Source organism: Herbiconiux sp. FW305-C-125 (assembly GCF_058783455.1).
Genome location: NZ_JBYSYO010000011.1, coordinates 45646 through 62532, shown reverse-complemented (window position 1 = coordinate 62532; position 16887 = coordinate 45646). Strand labels below are relative to the sequence as shown.

Below are 16887 nucleotides of genomic sequence, written 5' to 3'. Positions count from 1 at the left end.
GATGAGGCATGCGCACAAGACTGTGGGCCGCGCTGTCGGGGGTGGTCGCCGCGGCGACCGTGCTGGCCACGGCCGAGCTGCTCGCCCTGATCGTCGGCGCCGACTCGAGCCCGCTGTTCGCCGTCGGGTCGCTCGTCATCGACCTCGCGCCGCCCGGCGTGAAAGACCTCATCATCCACCTGTTCGGAACGGGTGACAAAGCCTTCCTGCTCATCCTGCTCGGCATCGTCGTGCTCGTGCTCGCCGGGGTGGCGGGCCTGCTCGAACTCCAGCGGTCGCCGTTCGGCATCGCCCTGCTCGTCGTGGTCTCGGGCGTCGCGGTGCTCGCCGTCAGCACGCGTGCGGGAGCCGGCCCCTTCGCCGCCGTGCCCACCGTGCTCGGCATGATCGTGGGCGTGCTGGTGCTCCGGATGCTCATCACCCGTTTGCGCACCTGGCAGGCCGCGCAGTCCGCCGATACCCCGCTGCGCGCGCAGACCGGCGTCGACCGGCGGGCCTTCCTCGTGCGCGGCGGGATCGCGGCGCTCGCCGCGATCGTGGTGGGCGGCATCGCGCGGTCGATGAACGCGACCGCGAGCGCCGTCAGCGCGGCGCGGGCCGCCGTCTCGTTGCCGCCGGCCGCGACCCCCGCGCCCGCCATCCCGGCCGGCGCGGAACTGGGGCTCGACGGCCTCAGCCCCTACGTCACCCCGAACGACAGCTTCTACCGCATCGACACCGCGTTGCAGGTGCCGCAGCTCGATGCCGCGAGCTGGCGCATCCGCGTCACCGGAATGGTGGAGGAGGAGATCGAGCTCGGCTGGGACGAGCTGCTCGCCCTGCCGCTCGAGGAGCACGCCGTCACGCTGGCCTGCGTGTCGAACGAGGTGGGCGGGGAGCTCATCGGCAACGCGGTGTGGCTCGGCTACCCCATCCGTGAAGTGCTCGCGCGGGCGAAGCCCACCGCGGGTGCCGACATGGTGCTCTCGAGAAGCAGCGACGGCTTCACCGCGGGCACCCCGCTCGAAGCCCTGCAGGACCCCGACCGCGTGGCACTGCTTGCGGTGGGGATGAACGGCGAACCGCTGCCGGTGGAGCACGGCTTCCCGGTGCGGATGGTCGTGGCCGGCCTCTACGGCTACGTCTCCGCCACGAAGTGGGTGGTCGAGCTCAACGTCACGCGCTTCGCCGACGCCGAGGGATATTGGACGCCGCGCGGCTGGTCGGCGCTCGGCCCGATCAAGACCGAGTCGCGCATCGACGTGCCCCGGGCCGGTGCATCCGTGACCGCCGGCACCGTGCCGATCGCGGGCGTGGCGTGGGCGCAGCACACCGGCATCGAGAAGGTGGAGGTGCGCGTCGACGAGGGGGACTGGGCCAAGGCGCGGCTCGCCGACACCGCCGGCGTCGACACCTGGGTGCAGTGGGTCTACGAGTGGAACGCGACACCCGGCTCCCACACCATCGCGGTGCGGGCCACCGATCGCACCGGCGCCACGCAGACCGCCGACCAGGCGCCGCCCGCGCCCGACGGTGCGACGGGGTGGGATGCGGTTCGGGTGACGGTGAACTGACCCCACTTGCGGGCAACGAGAGCTGAGGATTATTCTGATGAGAATTAATCAACTTAGGGAATTCTCATGCAGCCAGACACATCGTCGTTCTCTCCCGGTCGCCGCATCCGCCTGAGCGCGGTCGCGGCGGCGGTCGCCGTCGGGCTGGGAGTCATCCTGGCCCCCACCGCCGCACACGCCCAGCCCAATACGGCTGTGCCGGACGACTACAGTGTGGCCGCCGGGACGACCGTGCACATCGCCGCCGGCGTCGGACTGCTGGCGAACGACGTCGAGCTCGACGCCGCCACGTTCGCCTCCCTGTCCGTCGACCCGTCGCACGGCGCGGTGACGTCACTCAGCGACAACGGCGCGTTCGTCTATCGCCCGGACGACGGGTTCACGGGCGACGACACCTTCCGCTACTGCCTCAAGATCGAGCGCACGCTCCCCTGCGTCAGCGCCGACGCCACCGTGACGCTGCACGTGCACAGCTCGATCGAGCGCATCGGCGGGGCCGACCGCTTCGAGGTCTCGGCCAACCTGTCGACCCGGCAGTTCGAGCCGGGGGTCGCGGTGGCCTACCTCGCGTCGGGCGCGGTCTTCCCCGACGCGCTTTCCGCCTCGGCGGCGGCGGGAGCGAACGGAGCGCCCGTGCTGCTCGTGAGTCGCGATGCCATCGCCCCGGCCGTAGCGGCAGAGCTGTTACGGCTGATGCCTCAGAAGATCGTGGTTCTTGGCGGTCTCAACTCGGTCAGCGCCGGGGTTGAGGCCGTCGCGAAGCGCTATGCGCAATCGGGTGAGACTTCGCGTATTGATGGCGCGGACCGCTTCGAGGTCTCGGCCGCAATCTCGCGCGACACCTTCGGCGAGAACCGCCCGGTCGCCTACATCGCCTCGGGTGAGGTCTTCTCCGACGCGCTCTCCGGGTCACCGGCCGCAGGAAAACGGGGTGGGCCGGTGCTCCTCGTGCAGAAGAACGCCATCCCGGCTGTGGTGGCGACCGAGCTCGCACGGCTCAAGCCGGGGAAGATCGTGGTTCTGGGTGGCCCCAACACCGTCGCTGACTCCGTCATCGACACTCTGCAGCACACCGCGGTGACGAGCCGGGTGTCGGGTGCCGACCGCTTCGAGGTGTCAGCGAAGGCGTCGGCCGACGTCTTCCTCCCGGCCGACACGCACACGGTCTACATCGCGTCAGGCGAGGTCTTCCCCGACGCCCTCTCGGGTGCCGCCGGAGCCATCGCGAGCCACGGGCCGGTGCTGCTCGTGTCGAAGAACTCGGTGCCCGCGTCGGTGCTCGCCGAGATCGACCGCCTGAAGCCGAACCGCATCGTCGTTCTCGGCGGCGTCAACACGGTGTCCGACGCCGTGTTCACGACGCTGCAGGGCCACCTGGGGTAGCACTCGGCCACGCGCCGAGCGTGGCGGCGGCACGGTGGGTGGCGCGGAGGAACTCGGCACCCAGGGCGTCGGGGTCGGCGGCGGTTCGCACGGTCTCGTAGGGCAGCAGAAACTCGCCCAGTTCGGAACTGTAGAACGCGCCCGCCGGCACCGGCGCATCCGCGTAGCCGTTGGGGGCCGGGTAGGCGTACGAGTAGAACGCGCCCTCGGCCCCGCCGCCGGGCCAGAACCCGGCGCTCGAGAGCTCGTGCGAATACCCCTCGGCCATCACCCAATCGGGGCAGTTCGGCGCACCGCCCGGGTGCGCCGGTGCGTGACGCCCGGAGAAGCTGGTCACGGCGAGATCCATGGCGCCCCAGAAGAAGTGCACCGGGCTCACCTTGCCGGTGAACTCTGCCCGGAACCGCTGCAGCACCCGCTGCGCCTGCACGAGTTGCCGCCAGAAAGCGGTCGCCTGGGCGGGCACGTAGGTGGCGTGCACGGTGTCCTCGGCGAACGGGATCGCGACTTCGACCTCGTTCGGCCGTTCGTTGATGGTGGCGCGTATGCCGAGCCGGCCGAGTGCGTCGAACACCGCGGCGTAGAAGTCGGCGACGGACAGCCCGGGCAGCGCGAAGCTCTCTTCGCCGCCCTCGCTGGTGCGGATGACGAGCCGGTGCGCCACCAGGTCGAACTCGATGTCGAACACCCCGCGCTCACTCGGCACGGCCCCGGTGCTGAGCCCGCGCGCGCTCACCTGCAGCGTCACGTGCCACCAGTGATTGACGGGCGGCGTCGACACCATGCGGATCTTCCCCACGATCTGCGTCCACATGTGCAGCGTCTCCCGCGTCGCCGTCCACTCCGCCACCGCCAGGGCGGGCCACCCCGCGGCGTCCGTCGCGCCTCCCGGCGCCTCGTCGTCCCTCATGCCCACCCGACTCCTCTCCGCCTCCACCCTACGTTCCGCTGCCCAGCAGGACCGCGGGGGTCCAGGTCGGCCATACGGCCTCTCCCACCAGCAGGCCGCGCCGATACTCGGCGACTGGTCGGAAGGGAGAGCGGGCCCTGGTGTTGTCGTAGAAGATCGTTGTACTGGCCGAGGCACGCGCCTCGGCGATGAGGTTCCAGAGTCGACCGTATCTCTCACGGATCTTCGTCTCGGGCACGCTGTGCCCTCCGTGTGCAACGCGATAGCCGACGCGGGACACGGTCAGATCTTCGGGAACCATGACCACGTGCAGCTCCACGAGATAGCCGAGAGAACCGGCCTGTTGTACGAGATCACGCTTGCTCTCGTGGCTGAAGACAGTTTCGGTGATGAACGATTGTTGAGATGCGAGTGCATGTTCGCGGGCGGCAGCAGCCGCGGCGGACGCCTCGTACGCGTGCGCCGGTTCGGCTCCCGGCCAGCGCTCCGCGGCGATCTCGTCAGCGTTGATGAAGGGCAGATGAGTGACCGGCTGAAGGATGTGGGCCACGAAGGTCGATTTTCCCGCGCCGTTCGGACCAGCGACGACGTGGAGAACCGGCGAACTCACGCGCGCGGGTGGCGCACGATGACGTTGCCGTCATCGTCGGCCTCAGCCCAGGTTGCCCCAGCCGCGTCGAGCTGCTCCTCGAAGTCGAGACGTGCGATCCGCTCCGAGATCTGCTCCTGCCACGCGACCCGCACGATCGCCTGTGCCCGGTCGTCGAGCGTGTCGTACCGTTCGCGACCAGCCAGTACTTCGGCGATAGCGCTGTGAGTCACTGCGCGCGACAACTCCAGCTCACGCCCGATGCGAGCCCAGTGATCGATCTGCTGGGCGGCGCTTCGGCTCTGCAGCTCACCCTCGGTCTTCGCGTCTTCGAAGAGTTGGCCGTCGATACGGGTCGGCATGGTTCTCATGGGACAACTGTAGCAGTTCGCTACGCGCCGTACCTCAACCCTGCAGCGATGCGTAGAGGTCGTCCACGCGCCGCACCACCCGCGCCACCTCCGCTTTGCGCGCGCCCAGGAACCCCGTCGGGCCGCGCACGACGAAGGGGACCGTGACGTTCCCGTCGCCGAGAGCGACATCGACCTCCACTGTCGCGAATGGCCAGATGCCGTCAAGGGTTCTGCCGAGGGAGACTCGTCTGATCGCCGTACGTTCAAGCGAGCCGGTCAGGCTCGCCGCGCCCGAGCCGTGCCGGATGTCGAGGCCGTGGGTGTCGAAGACCACCAGGAACTGCATGAACGGCGGACGGGTGCGGGCGAGATGGCGGCGCAGTTCGCTGCTGTCGTCCAGCGCACGCCGGAAGGCTGGTGACGCCCCGCTTCGGACCACCACGGCCTGCGGGCGCTCTCTCATGATTCTCCGCATGGACCCGTACGCCCACTGGGAGAGCAGGAAGAACGCGAGGAAGGCGACTCCCCAGATGAGCATCGACCAGCCGAGGATCAGGCGCCATCGGCCCACTGTGTCGCCCACCGACGCGCCGGGGAGAGTCAGGAGGGTGATGCCGGCACCGGCCAGGACGATGCAGCCGATCGCGAAAAGGTACGCCCGGTACTCGCGCGTCATGACCGGGGTCAGCCGATGAGGGAGGGGCGGAGGTCGCGCAGGGTGCGGTGGCGGGTCATCCGTCTCGCGACGAGGAAGGAGACGAGCAGCGCGCCCAGCAGCCAGCACAGGAGCGCGCCGGCGTCGCCTGCGGCGAGGGTGAGGTTGCCGCCGTACATGAGCTGCCGGATGCCGTCCACCGCGTGACTCATGGGCAGGATGTTGTGCAGCACCTGCAGCGGCCCGGGCAGTGTCTGCCACGGGAAGGTGCCGCCCGCGGTCACGAGTTGCAGCACCATCAGCACCAGCCCCAGGAACTGCCCGACACTGCCGAGCAGGATGTTCAGCGCCAGGATGATCGTCGCGAACGTCGCCGACGTCAGCACCATGAAGCCGAACATCCCCCAGCCGTGTTCCACCTGATAGCCGAGCGCGAGCGTGATGATGCCGAACACGGCGGTCATCTGCAACGCCCCGAGGATCGCCGGCGTGAGCCAGCCCGCCGTCGCCACGGTGAACGGCTTCTTGAGCGCCGTCACCGCGCGCCGCGAGAGCGGCTTCACGATGAGGAACAGCGCATAGATGCCGATCCAGGCGGCGAGACTGATGAAGAAGGGGGCCATGCCGGCACCGTAGTTGCTCGCCTTCGTGACGGCGCTGGTGTCGAGCGCGACCGGGTCGGCGATGGTCTGGGCGGCGGTCTCGCGCTGTTCCGGGGTCTGGTTCGGCACATCCGCGAGGCCCGACTCGAGACCGTCACGGAGCGTGCCGGCCCCGCTGTCGAGCGCGTTCAGCCCGTTCGAGAGATCGAGCGACCCCTGCGCGAGCTGCGTGATGCCGCTGGAGAGAGTGGATGCTCCCGCCGCCGCGTCGGCAATGCCGCCCGCGAGCGCGGGGGTGTTGTCGGCGAGTTGTTGGGTGCCGGCCGCGAGTTCGGCACTTCCGGCCGCGAGCGCGTTGATCTTCGTGTTCGCATCCTGAACCTGGGTGTTGCCGTCGTTGATCGCGGTACCGACCTGGTCGAGTTGCGCCAGGATCGCTGCCTTCTGCTCGGGCGTGAGATCGGTCTGATCGAGTAGCGCCACGATGTCGGCGCGCGCCGCAGGAACCTGGTTCACCGCGTCCTGAACGGCAGACGCGACCTCGCTCGACTTGCCCGCCAGTTCGGCGTTACCCGCCGCCACCTGCTGGGCGCCGTCGTTGAGGGCGGCGGCCTGGGCCGGGAGGTCGGCGGTGCGGGACTGCAATTCGTTCAAGCCGCTGCTCAGCTGGAGCGCGCCGATGTTGGCCGATCCGGAGCCCTGAGCGAGCGCCAGCGCGCCCGCCGCCGCCGTGCCGCTGCCGTCGGCGAGCTGCGTGGCGCCGTCGACGGCCTGGCCGAGGTTGGTGCGCACGGTGGCGAATCCGTTGAGTAGCGTGAGCGCCGCCTGCTTACCTACCCGCTCAGTGATGCTGGCGCGCACCTTCTCGGCGACCTGCCCGGCGATCGTGGTGGCGAGGAAGCTGTTCGTGTCGTTGGTGGTGAGCTTCACCACCGCCTGCTCCGGCGCGTCGCCGCTCGCCGAGGTGAGCGCGTTCGAGAAGTCCGGGCCGAGGGTGAGGATGAAGTCGAACTCGCCGTCTCGCACGCCCTGCTCCGCCTCGGTGGCGGAGGTGACGTGCCAGCCGACCGACGCATCCTTCAGCAGCTGATCGCGCACCTCGTCACCGTAGTTGACGGCCTGACCGTCGAGGGTGGCGCCGGTGTCCTCGACCACGAGCGCGACCGGCACGTCTTTGAGGTTGCCGTAGGGGTCGTTGTTGGCCCACAGGTAGAGTCCCGCGTACAGCACGGGCACGAGCATGAGCGCCACCAGCGCGAGCCGCGCCATGGACGACGCGGTGAGCCGCTTCAATTCGGAAGCGACGAGGTGCACGATCTTCACGCGGAGAACTCCGATCCGGGTTCGGGTGTGGGGGAGACGGATGCGGGCGCCGGCCCGGGTTCGCCGGTTGCAGCACGCTCGGCGTCGGCGTCGGCCGCCGCGAGCAGCGGCGCCACGATCTCGGCCGAGGGCTCGCCGCAGACGACGAGCACGGCGAAGTCGCGCGCCGCGAGGTCGCTCGCCACGGCGAGCCACTCCCGCGGGTCGCCGCCGTGCCGGTCGGGACTCGTGATGACGAGCCCCTGCACCCCGCGCCGGAATGCCGCCAGCTCGGCCAGCACCCGCACGCGCACGGCGGCGGGCACGTCGCCCATCCGCACGGCTGCGTACCGTGCCCCGCCGGCCTGTTCGATGACGTCGGCGACCGTGTCGCGCGACGTCGACCGCCCCGCGTACATCAGCTCCTCCTTCACCACCGAGCGCAGCAGCAGATCGGCGGCGGGGTCGCTCACCTCGGGGGCGTCGACCAGGGCGATCCGCTCCCGGATGAGCCCCGCATCCGCCACCTCGTCGATGGTGACCGAACCGGTTTCGGGCACCATGCGCCCGCTCGCGATGAGCGAGAGCACGGTCGGCTGGTCGCCGGTCTCGGCGACGGCCACGGTGACGCGCCCGGTCTCGAACTCGAGCGAGGTCGCGGGCAGCGGGATGCCGTCGTGCCCTTTCGAGACGGCGTCGACGACGATCCTCATGAGCGGTTTCCTCGGGTTTCGGCAGTGGGTTCGAACGGTGGGGCGGCCGCGGGTTCGGGTGGCGCCGTCGAGGCGAGCTGCGGCATGGCGTCCACCAACGCCGTGGCCTCCCGCCACGAGAGCCCGGCGACCGACAGCCCGACCGTCATGACGAGCCGCCGCCCCTCGATCTCGCCCAGATCTGTGCGCACCGCCTCGTCGAGCACCGCGATCGCGGCGTCTTCGATGAGTCGTGCCAGGCTCTCGAGCGGCACGTCGCCACGGAACCATCCCGCCTCGACCCCACCCCGTGTCGCCTGGCGAACGGATGCCCGCACGGGGCCGAGCGCATCCGCCACCGTCCGCTCCAGCGGTCCGTGCACGGCGAGCTGTGCGAGCACGCGCACCTGTTGCACCTCGGCCCACATCGCGGCGCCGATGAGGGCGAGGTGGATGCGCGGATCGGCGTCCTGCACCCCCACCAACGCCGCCGAGATGCGGGCCCCGCCCCGCGTGAGCAGTTCGGCGAGCAGTTCGTCGCGCGAGGCGAAGTGCCCGTAGAGCGCGCGTCGCGAGAGCCCGGCCGCCGACGCCACGGCGTCGAGCGACGCCTCGGGGTCGCGCCGGAACACGGCGGCGGCGGCCACCACGATGGCCTCCCGGTTCAGCTCGGCGTCCCGTCGGGGCGCGCGCGCAGGGGTGGTGGCAGGAGGCATGCCCTCACTGTACTAACTTGCACACCGCTGTGCAAGTTAGGTGGGAAGGGGGAACGGTCAGGCGCCGAGCAAGCGGATGCGGTCGAAGAGGGCGTCGTCGCCGACCTGGCCGCCCTTGAGCAGGAGCTCGAGGCCGTCGATCGCGGGGTCGGGGGCGTGGGCGGTGCAGAGCACGATGTTGCCCTCGGGGTTCGCCGCGATCGAGAGCGACTCGACGCCGAGCAGGCGAGTGACGCGACTCGAGGTGTCACCGCCGCAGACGATCACGCGGCCCACGGCGCCGGCCCGGGCAGCACCTTCGACGACGGATGCCGCCGCCTCCGCGATCGCCACGAGCACCGGGCGGCCGGCTGCCGGGGTGAGGTCGGCGTCGTCGGAGGTGAGCGCGACGCTCGTGCCGGCGCGCAGGGTGGCGGCGACCTCGGCGATGAACTCGGGCGACGGGGCGAGTGGGAGCGGGAGGACCGTCCACCCGGCGGCGGCAGCGGCATCCGCCTGCGCTCGCGTGCGCGCCGAGCGACTCCCCGAGACCGCGAGCACCGCGCCGCGCGCAGGCGTCGCCCGTGGCAGCGGCCCCGCGCTGCCCGGCTCGGCGCGTGCGAGCCCGTAGCTCAGCCCGCCGGCCCCGATCGCGAACACCGCCCCGCCGCCGGGTAGTGCAAAGTGCTGCTCGCCGCCCGCGGAGTCGCTCGTTTGTGCGACTGCGGCGCGAGCGGTGGTGAGCGTAAGCACGGCCTGACCCACGAGATCGACGTGCGCCTGGTCGGCGGCGTCGAGCACGACCGCCGCGAAGGGGGCGGATGCGATCGCTGACGCCAGCGCGTCGGCTCCGTTCGCGTCGGCGGGAGATCCGGCGTACGCGGGGTAGTGGAGGGCGCCGAGGGGGAGGGAGGTCTGCGCCGCGAGGTGGCGGGCCAGGTCGGACTCCGTCATGGGTGTGGAGGGGTGCTGCGACATCGTCGGCTGCCGGTCGAGGCGGTGCACCGTCCCGCCCTCCGCTGCGAAGTGGTGGCCGAACACCGTGTAGCGCCCGAAGTCGGGCTGGGCGAAGAGCATCGGCACCGTGGCCGTGCCCATCACCTCGCGCCCGATCTCGAGCACCCGCCCGAGACTGCCGACCGTGGGCGACGAATCCGCCGTGGAACACGCCTTGTACTGCACCACCCGTGCTCCGCTCGCGACGAGCGCCGTGAGCGCCGGCCGCACCTCGGCGTCGAGCTCCGCGGTCGGGAGGGAGCGCGCGATGCCGGCGATGCCGATCACGTCGACGCGAGGATCGCCGAGCCGCGCAAGCCGTGCCAGCCCCTCCGGCGACGGCACACCGACCAGCAGCCGCCCGGCCCAGCCGCCTCGAGCGAACTGCAGCAGCGCATCCACACTCCCGGTGAAGTCGTCACCGTAGAACGCGAACCGCGGGCGGGCGCCGGCCGGCGCGGCACCCTCAGGCACGGACCGGGCCGAACACCTCGGTCGCCCGCTGCAGCGCAGGCGACGCCGCCAGTGCAGACGCCACACTCTCCCCTGCTTCGGCCGATGCCCAGGCCTCGCGCATGCTCGTCACGCCGGCGGCCGCGCCATCCGGATGCCCGTGGATGCCCCCACCGGCCAGCACCAGCAGATCCGTCGTGCCCACCGCCGCAAACGTCGCGTGCGCGAGCCCGCCCCACTGCCCTGACGAGAGCACCGGAACGGTGGGCGTGAGCCCGAGCAGCGGCGTGCGCACCGCCGCGATCGCGGCGAGCACCTCGGCATCCGACTCGTAGAACTTGTTGCTGATGCCGTTCGTGTGCAGGTGATCGGCTCCCGAGAGCCGCGCCATCTTCTGCCACGCCCCGAACGCGATGCCCACCTGCTCCGACCGGCTGATCGCCCCGAACATCGTGCGGTGCCCGTGGATGGGCAGCGACGACCGCGACCGCAGATACTCCAGCCCCGCCAGCCCCACGAGATTCACGCACGCCATCACGCAGGTGCCCCCGGCAGCCGCCACCAGATCGTGGTTGGCCTCCAGGCGCCCGATGTCGTCGGTGATGTTGAACGCGTACATCGGCTTCACACCGGTGCGGTCGGCGTGCCGCTCGAGCACCGGCATCACCGCGCGCACCCGCTCGGCCAGCGGTGCCGACGGCCCGTTGCCCTGCAATTCGTCGTCCTTGATGAAGTCGACGCCGGCTGCCACCAGCTCCGACACGACCGCGGCGAGCTCCCCGGGCGACAGTCCGATGCTCGGCTTCACGATCGTGCCGATCATGGCACCCGTCGGCCGCCCCATCAGTTCCCGCGTGCCCGCGACCCCGAACGCCGGCCCCGGGTACCGCGAAGCGAACGCCGGCGGCAGATCGAGATCGAGCAGCTTGATCGCCCCGAGCTCCTTGATCTCGAACAGGTTGCCCGCCACCGCCGCCAGCAGGTTCGGCAGTGACGGCCCGAAGTTGTCGAGCGGGAACCGGATGCGCAGCAGCGCTCGCCGCCGAGCCGCCGGGTCCCCGACAGTGCCGGGCAGCGGCGAAGCCCCCGTCAGCGGAAGCTCCTCGAGCGACTCGATCTGCGCCGCGAACCGCGCCCGCAGCCCGTCGGACTCCCGCGCCACCCGCACGAAAGTGCCGGTGGACTGCTCGCCGGCCAGCACCTCCGCCGCCCGTTCCAGCGGCAGCGAGGTCTCGATGTGGTAAGTCGCGATGACGTGCTCGGCGCTCATCGGATCACCACACCACCGGCAGCCACACCGACATCTCGCCGGCGCCGCGGTTGCCCCAGGCGAAGTACGGCACGAGCCGCGCGGTCACCTCGGTCAGCGACTCGTCGCCGAGCTCGTCATAGAGCGATTCGGAGGTCGCGGGTAGGAGCGCGAGCGCGGTCTCCAGCGCCACGACGCGCTGCCCGGCGATCTCGGTCTCCACGGGCGTGAGCGGAGCTCCGCGCCGCAGCGCAACCCGCTCCACCCCGACGCCCGCGGGCAGGTCGGCGGTCTCGACGGCATAGACCAGCGGCCCGCGCTGCACCGCCACCTGGTTCGCGAGCTCCTCGGCGAGCCGGTGTCCGCGCAGCACGCGCACCGGCATCGGCAGCTCCAGCGTCACGACGTCGCCCACCGACCAGGAGCGGTCGAGCAGCAGGTACGAACCGGATGCGACGGGTTCAGCAACAGAGTCGTTCACCGCGACCGTCGCATCCTGAACCCAGCCGGGCACCCGGAGGTGAAGGGGCAGCCCGCCGCCTTCCGCCTCGGTGACGACGAAGCGGATGGTGCCGTGCCACGGGTAGTCGCTCTCCTCGCGGAGGCGGAGCGAGCGCTCCCCGTCGCCCGAGCCGAGGGCTGTGCCGACCGAGCTGCCGCCGTACTGGTGCACGTACAGCCCGGCAGCGGAGACGGATGCGGCCCGCTCCCCGAACCGCGCCAGCGTGCGCGCCGTGTTCGGCGGGCAGCAGAAGCAGCTGAGGTAGCTCTCGCGCAACCGCTCGTCGGAAGGCGGCGGCGCCGGTACCGGGTCGAGGCCGGTGTCGCCCGCGCGGCGGAGCGGGTAGGGCAGGTCCCGCACCTGGCGGAGCGGGTTGGTGTAGAAGTACTCGGTGCCGGCCAGGCTGATGCCGGCGAGCAGGCTGTTCAGCGCGACCTGCTCGATGACGTCGGCGTAGCGGGCGTCGGGGGTGAGGGCGAGCATCCGCTCGCTCCAGAGGATCAGGCCGATGTTCGCGCACGACTCGTTGTGCGCCGTGGTGTGCGGCAGCTGGTAGGCGCGGCCGTAGGCCTGGTGCACCCGGCTGATCTGCTCCTGCCAGGGCGACGCATCGGGCGAGGCGCCGTCGTAGAGCGCCCCCGCGCCGCCGGTGACGGCGAGCTTGGTGTCGACGACGTCCTGCCAGAGGCCGTCGAGCACGCCGTGGAGCTCGTCGTCGCCCGTCTCCGCGACGAGGTCGGCGAGCCCGGCATAGAGGTAGTTGGCGCGCACGGCGTGGCCGGCGACGGTGGTCTGCTCGCGCACGGGCACGCGATCCTGGTTGTCGTCGCCGCCCTCGAACTCGTCGCGCACCCGCACGAAGGCTTCCGCCAGGCGCAACCACCGCGAATCGCCGGTGGCGCGGTAGAGCTCCACCACGGCCATGTAGTGCGAGGGGCAGATGGCGCTGCGGGCGAGCTCGACGGGCTTGTTCGTGGCGAGGTCTTCGAGGAAGCCGGCCGCCTTGCGGGCCACGTCGAGCAGGGTCGTGCTGCCGGTCACCTCGTAGTGGCGCACGCCGGCGGTGATGAGGTGGCCGAGGTTGTAGGTCTCGAAGTGGAAGCGGTCGGCCAGGGCAGTGACGTCGACCTCGTTGCGTGTGGCGATGAGGGTGGGGGTGTGCAGGTAGCCGTCCTCGCGCTGCACCGACGCGATCAGCTGCGCGAGCTCCTCGACGAGCTCGGCGAGCCAGGGTTCGCCGGTGGACTCCAACTGCGCGATGGCGGCCTCGAGCCACTTGTAGAAGTCGCCGTCCATGAACGGCGGGCCGACGTGCTCGCCCTCCTCGAGGCCGGCGGCGATGCGGAAGTTCGTCAGGCCGGGGCTCACGGCGGGGTCGCGCAGCATCTCCCACATCGACGGCACGGTGCGCTCGTGGGTGCGGCGCAGCACGTCGCCCCAGAAGCCGCTCGTCCAGCGGGCGTCGGCGGCGGTGAGCGGGCGCAGGGGCGCCGCGGTGGTCGTCGGGGTCGTGGTCGTCATCGGATGCTGTCCTCCTCGTGCGAGCGTGCTTCCAGGATGTCGCGCAACCGGTCGATCCCCGGCGCCACGCTCGTGAGCACCGGCACCTCGGTCTCCGCGGCCTCGGCGGCCGAGGCCATCGAGGCCTGCGCCAGCACGACGACGTCGGCGTTCGGCGCGTGCCGCTCGATCGCGGCGGCGACGAGCCGGTCGTGGGTTGCGCGGTCGCCCGAGGAGACCGCGGCGAATGCGCCCTCGATCACCTCCTCGGCGATCGCGGGCGTTGCGCCGGCGAGGGCGGCCCGCTCGCGCAGCAGCCCGACCGTCGGCGTCAGGGTGGTCGGCAGGGTGGCGAGCACCGCGATCCGCGGGCCGATCCGCACCGCCTCGTCGGCCATCGCCTCGTCGATCCGCAGCACCGGGATGCCCACGGCCTCCGCAGTCGGCGCCGCCAGGTGCGAGATGGAGGAGCAGGTGAACATCACGACGTCGGCGCCTGCGGCGCGTGCCGCGCTGGCCAGGTCGATCAGCCGTTCGGGAACGGATGCCGCCCGCGACTCGTCACCGAGGTCGGCCACGATCCGGTCGTCGAGGTAGTTCACGATCGTCGCGTCCGCGATCGTCGCCCGGGCGCGGTCGGCGATCGGTCCGATCACCACGGCGCCGGTGTGAAGCAGTGCGACCCGGGTCATGCGGCACCCACCGTCGCGGCCTCACCGGGCGTGAGGGCCACCTCGCGCTCGTGCACGCCATGGCCCACCGGCTCCGGTTCCCGCCCCTCGAGATCGATCACCGCGGTCGCGCCCACCGGCACCTCCACCTGCACCTTCAGTGTGCCGTCCTCGATGCGCCACGCGATCGCCGCGAGCCCGTACGGTGTGCGGTGCTGCGCCGACGCCGAGGTCAGCCCGCCTCCCGGCCGCGGTGCGAACCGGATCGCCCGGTACCCCGGCGAGGCCGGTGAGATACCGGCGACGACCCGGTGCAGCCAATCGGCCACCGCGCCGAGCGCGTAGTGGTTGAACGAGGTCATCGAGCCCGGGTTCACGGTGCCGTCGGGCAGCATCGAGTCCCAGCGCTCCCAGATCGTGGTGGCGCCCATCGACACCTGGTAGAGCCACGACGGGCACTCCCGCTCGAGCAGCAGGTCGTAGGCCGCGTCGAGCTGACCCTCGGCGCTCAGCGCGTCGGTCACCAGCGGCGTGCCGGCGAATCCGGTCGCGATGCGGTTTCCGGATGCGTGCACCAGTTCGGCCAGTCGAGCGGCGGCGGGTGCGCGGAGTTCGGCCGGCAGCAGCTCGAACCGCAAGGCCAGGGCGTACGCGGTCTGCGCATCCGACGTCATCCGCCCGTCGGCGTCCACGTAGCGGCCCACGAACGCCTCGCGGGCCTCGGCGGCGAGGGCGGAGTACTTCGAGGCAGCGGTGGAGTCGCCGAGCACCTCGGCCATCTGCGCCACCAGGCGCGCGGAGTAGGCGAAGTACGCGCTCGCCACGAGGTAGCGGTCGGTCTTCGCGTCGGCCGGATCCTGCGGCGGCGCATCGGGGTCGAGCCAGTCGCCGAGCTGGTAGCCGGTGTCCCAGAGCCGGGTCGGGCCGGCGATGTCGGCCACCAGGTCGACCCAGCGCCGGGCGCTGTCGAACTGGGCGCGCAGCACGCCCGTGTCGCCGAAGCGTTCGTAGAGCGTCCACGGCACGATGGTGGCCGCGTCGCCCCAGCCGGCGCCGGGGCGCTGCGGGGTCCACATCGTGTCAGCCGGGATGACGGGCACGTACCACGGCACGGTGCCGTCGGGCAGCTGCTCGGCCTCGAGGTCGCGCAGCCAGCCGCTCAGCATGCCCGAGACATCGAAGAGGAAGGATGCGGTGGGCGCGAATGCCTGGATGTCACCCGTCCAGCCCAGGCGCTCGTCGCGCTGCGGGCAGTCGGTGGGCAGGTCGACGAAGTTGCCGCGCATCCCCCACACCACGTTCTCGTGCAGCCGGTCGAGCTCCTGCTCCGACGAGGAGAACCAGCCCGTGCGCTCGAGGTCGGTGTGCAGGATGCGGGCCACCAGGGCCCCGTTCGCGACATCCGTGTCGAGATCGCCCGGCCAGCCGTCGACCTCGGCGTAGCGGAAGCCGTGGAAGGTGAAGCGTGGCTCCCACGCCTCGCCCTCGGGCCGGCCCGCGAAGGTGTAGCTGTCGGTTGAGCGGGCGTCGCGGAGCGGCCTGGTGTAGAGCTCGCCGCCCTGCAGCACCTCGGCGGTGCGCAGGGTGACGGTCGTGCCGGCTGGCGCGGTCGCGCGCAGGCGCACGACGCCTACGAGGTTCTGCCCGAAGTCGAGGATGCGACGGCCGGTCGGCGTGGTGAGAACCGCGACCGGGGCGAGCTCTTCGGTGACGCGCACCGGCGGGGCCGTCGGCGCGACGAGCGTGGCCGGATCGCGGCGGCGCAGCTGCACGCGGGTCCACGAGGTCGCGTCGTAGCCGGGGCGGGACCAGCCGGGCAGCTCCTCGCGGGCGTCGTAGTGCTCGCCGTCGTAGATGCCCGAGGCGATGATCGGGCTCGGGGCGGCGCGCCAGGTGGTGTCGGTCGCCACCACGTCGCGGCTGCCGTCGGCGTAGTGCAGTTCGAGCTGACCGAGGAAGGAGAGGTCGTCGCCGTACACGTTGCGGAAGCCGCCGCGCCAGCCGAGCCGGCCGCGGTACCAGCCGTCGCCGAGCCAGGCGCCGATCGCGTTCTCGCCTTCGACGAGCTGGGGCGTCACGTCGTAGGTGTAGTAGCGCAGGCGTTCGCCGTAGACGGTCCAGCCCGGCGAGAGCAGATCGTCGCCGACCCGGGAGCCGTTGACCTCCGCCTGGTACACGCCGTGGGCGGTGGCGTAGAGCCGCGCGCTCACGAGGCCCGGGCGCACGATGAACTCACGGCGCACGAGGGAGGGCCGGCGGGTGTCGGTCATCGGGTTCTCGTTCCAGATGGCGCCGACCGGCCCTGCGACCCAGTCGCCGGGCTCCAGGAGGCCCGCTTCGACTCGAGACCACTCGCCGGGGGCGCTCCACGAGCCGTCCTCGCCGGCGACGCTCACCCGCACCCGGGCGCTCTCGCGGGAGGCGAGGGGCGCATCCGGCCATCCCACCAGGATCTGCTCGGCCGACTCGACCTCGACGACGCGGGTCTCGCCCCCGCGCTCGATCTCGACCCGGTACGCCGTCTGCACCCAGCCGGCGGGCGCGCTCGCGACCCGCCAGGACAGGCGTGGCCGGCTCTCGCCCACGCCGAAGGCGTCGCGGTGATGCTCGAAGGTGGCGGCGGAAACGGTGGCCGTCATCGGACACTCCTGATTACTCGAAACGTTTCAGAGTGCAAATCGCTCTCTCTGATTCGGCGAACGGCGATAAGATTGTGACGTTTCAAAAGATACCGCACGGATGCGCGCTGAGCGTCGTCGGCAGCGGTGGCAGACTGGCAGCC

At 71.5% G+C, this 16887-nt stretch carries 14 protein-coding genes; 2 read left to right on the top strand and 12 right to left on the bottom strand.

The annotated features are described in order from the left end of the window. The first annotated feature begins 8 nt into the window (after positions 1-8). Both AC3WLB_RS20365 and AC3WLB_RS20360 read left to right on the top strand, forming a co-directional pair. Positions 9-1553, top strand: a complete 1545-nt coding sequence (locus tag AC3WLB_RS20365) for a molybdopterin-dependent oxidoreductase (RefSeq protein WP_492509136.1) — start codon at positions 9-11, stop codon at positions 1551-1553. Positions 1554-1619: 66 nt separating this feature from the next. Further along, positions 1620-2936, top strand: coding sequence for a cell wall-binding repeat-containing protein (locus AC3WLB_RS20360; protein WP_492509134.1), 1317 nt, complete (start codon positions 1620-1622; stop codon positions 2934-2936). On the opposite strand, the gene AC3WLB_RS20355 is transcribed toward AC3WLB_RS20360, so the two are convergent. The 12 genes from AC3WLB_RS20355 to AC3WLB_RS20300 are packed head-to-tail and all read right to left on the bottom strand — an operon-like array spanning position 2908 to position 16744. Then, positions 2908-3846, bottom strand: a complete 939-nt coding sequence (locus tag AC3WLB_RS20355) for a DUF5996 family protein (RefSeq protein ID WP_492509132.1) — start codon at positions 3844-3846, stop codon at positions 2908-2910. The genes AC3WLB_RS20360 and AC3WLB_RS20355 overlap by 29 nt on opposite strands. A gap of 28 nt (positions 3847-3874) precedes the next feature. Further along, positions 3875-4456 carry an AAA family ATPase gene (locus tag AC3WLB_RS20350; RefSeq protein ID WP_022898586.1) on the bottom strand — a complete coding sequence of 194 codons (582 nt, stop codon included), beginning with the start codon at positions 4454-4456 and terminating at the stop codon, positions 3875-3877. Then, positions 4453-4806 carry a TA system antitoxin ParD family protein gene (locus AC3WLB_RS20345; protein WP_022898585.1) on the bottom strand — a complete coding sequence of 118 codons (354 nt, stop codon included), beginning with the start codon at positions 4804-4806 and terminating at the stop codon, positions 4453-4455. The genes AC3WLB_RS20350 and AC3WLB_RS20345 overlap by 4 nt, the downstream gene beginning before the upstream one ends. A 34-nt stretch (positions 4807-4840) precedes the next feature. After that, positions 4841-5464, bottom strand: a complete 624-nt coding sequence (locus tag AC3WLB_RS20340) for a hypothetical protein (RefSeq protein WP_492509130.1) — start codon at positions 5462-5464, stop codon at positions 4841-4843. 8 nt (positions 5465-5472) lie between these two features. Further along, positions 5473-7368: a YhgE/Pip family protein gene (locus AC3WLB_RS20335; RefSeq protein ID WP_492509128.1), complete on the bottom strand. Its 1896-nt coding sequence runs from the start codon at positions 7366-7368 to the stop codon at positions 5473-5475. After that, a complete protein-coding gene (locus tag AC3WLB_RS20330) occupies positions 7365-8060 on the bottom strand; it encodes a hypothetical protein (protein ID WP_492509126.1) in 696 nt (231 codons plus the stop codon). The genes AC3WLB_RS20335 and AC3WLB_RS20330 overlap by 4 nt, the downstream gene beginning before the upstream one ends. Next, a complete protein-coding gene (locus AC3WLB_RS20325) occupies positions 8057-8755 on the bottom strand; it encodes a TetR/AcrR family transcriptional regulator (RefSeq protein ID WP_492509124.1) in 699 nt (232 codons plus the stop codon). Before AC3WLB_RS20325 ends, AC3WLB_RS20330 begins: the two co-directional genes overlap by 4 nt. A 57-nt stretch (positions 8756-8812) precedes the next feature. Further along, entirely contained in the window at positions 8813-10204 is a 1392-nt protein-coding gene (locus AC3WLB_RS20320) for a four-carbon acid sugar kinase family protein (protein ID WP_492509122.1), read from the bottom strand. Continuing rightward, the gene (locus AC3WLB_RS20315) at positions 10197-11453 is read right to left on the bottom strand and encodes a RuBisCO large subunit C-terminal-like domain-containing protein (protein ID WP_492509120.1); all 1257 of its coding nucleotides are present in this window, start codon (positions 11451-11453) and stop codon (positions 10197-10199) included. Before AC3WLB_RS20315 ends, AC3WLB_RS20320 begins: the two co-directional genes overlap by 8 nt. A gap of 4 nt (positions 11454-11457) precedes the next feature. Continuing rightward, positions 11458-13455 (bottom strand): glycoside hydrolase family 127 protein, encoded by a 1998-nt coding sequence (locus tag AC3WLB_RS20310; RefSeq protein ID WP_492509118.1) that lies wholly within the window; start codon positions 13453-13455, stop codon positions 11458-11460. Then, positions 13452-14126, bottom strand: coding sequence for an aspartate/glutamate racemase family protein (locus AC3WLB_RS20305; RefSeq protein ID WP_492509116.1), 675 nt, complete (start codon positions 14124-14126; stop codon positions 13452-13454). Before AC3WLB_RS20305 ends, AC3WLB_RS20310 begins: the two co-directional genes overlap by 4 nt. Further along, the gene (locus tag AC3WLB_RS20300) at positions 14123-16744 is read right to left on the bottom strand and encodes a family 78 glycoside hydrolase catalytic domain (RefSeq protein WP_492509114.1); all 2622 of its coding nucleotides are present in this window, start codon (positions 16742-16744) and stop codon (positions 14123-14125) included. Before AC3WLB_RS20300 ends, AC3WLB_RS20305 begins: the two co-directional genes overlap by 4 nt. Positions 16745-16887: the final 143 nt, after the last annotated feature.

Bases quoted from the DNA above. Each gene is read 5' to 3' on its own strand.
- AC3WLB_RS20365 (WP_492509136.1), top strand. From the start codon at position 9: ATGCGCACAAGACTGTGGGCCGCGCTGTCGGGGGTGGTCGCCGCGGCG.
- AC3WLB_RS20300 (WP_492509114.1), bottom strand. From the start codon at position 16,744: ATGACGGCCACCGTTTCCGCCGCCACCTTCGAGCATCACCGCGACGCC.
- AC3WLB_RS20310 (WP_492509118.1), bottom strand. From the start codon at position 13,455: ATGACGACCACGACCCCGACGACCACCGCGGCGCCCCTGCGCCCGCTC.
- AC3WLB_RS20360 (WP_492509134.1), top strand. From the start codon at position 1,620: ATGCAGCCAGACACATCGTCGTTCTCTCCCGGTCGCCGCATCCGCCTG.
- AC3WLB_RS20325 (WP_492509124.1), bottom strand. From the start codon at position 8,755: ATGCCTCCTGCCACCACCCCTGCGCGCGCGCCCCGACGGGACGCCGAG.
- AC3WLB_RS20330 (WP_492509126.1), bottom strand. From the start codon at position 8,060: ATGAGGATCGTCGTCGACGCCGTCTCGAAAGGGCACGACGGCATCCCG.
- AC3WLB_RS20340 (WP_492509130.1), bottom strand. From the start codon at position 5,464: ATGACGCGCGAGTACCGGGCGTACCTTTTCGCGATCGGCTGCATCGTC.
- AC3WLB_RS20305 (WP_492509116.1), bottom strand. From the start codon at position 14,126: ATGACCCGGGTCGCACTGCTTCACACCGGCGCCGTGGTGATCGGACCG.
- AC3WLB_RS20355 (WP_492509132.1), bottom strand. From the start codon at position 3,846: ATGAGGGACGACGAGGCGCCGGGAGGCGCGACGGACGCCGCGGGGTGG.
- AC3WLB_RS20315 (WP_492509120.1), bottom strand. From the start codon at position 11,453: ATGAGCGCCGAGCACGTCATCGCGACTTACCACATCGAGACCTCGCTG.
- AC3WLB_RS20345 (WP_022898585.1), bottom strand. From the start codon at position 4,806: ATGAGAACCATGCCGACCCGTATCGACGGCCAACTCTTCGAAGACGCG.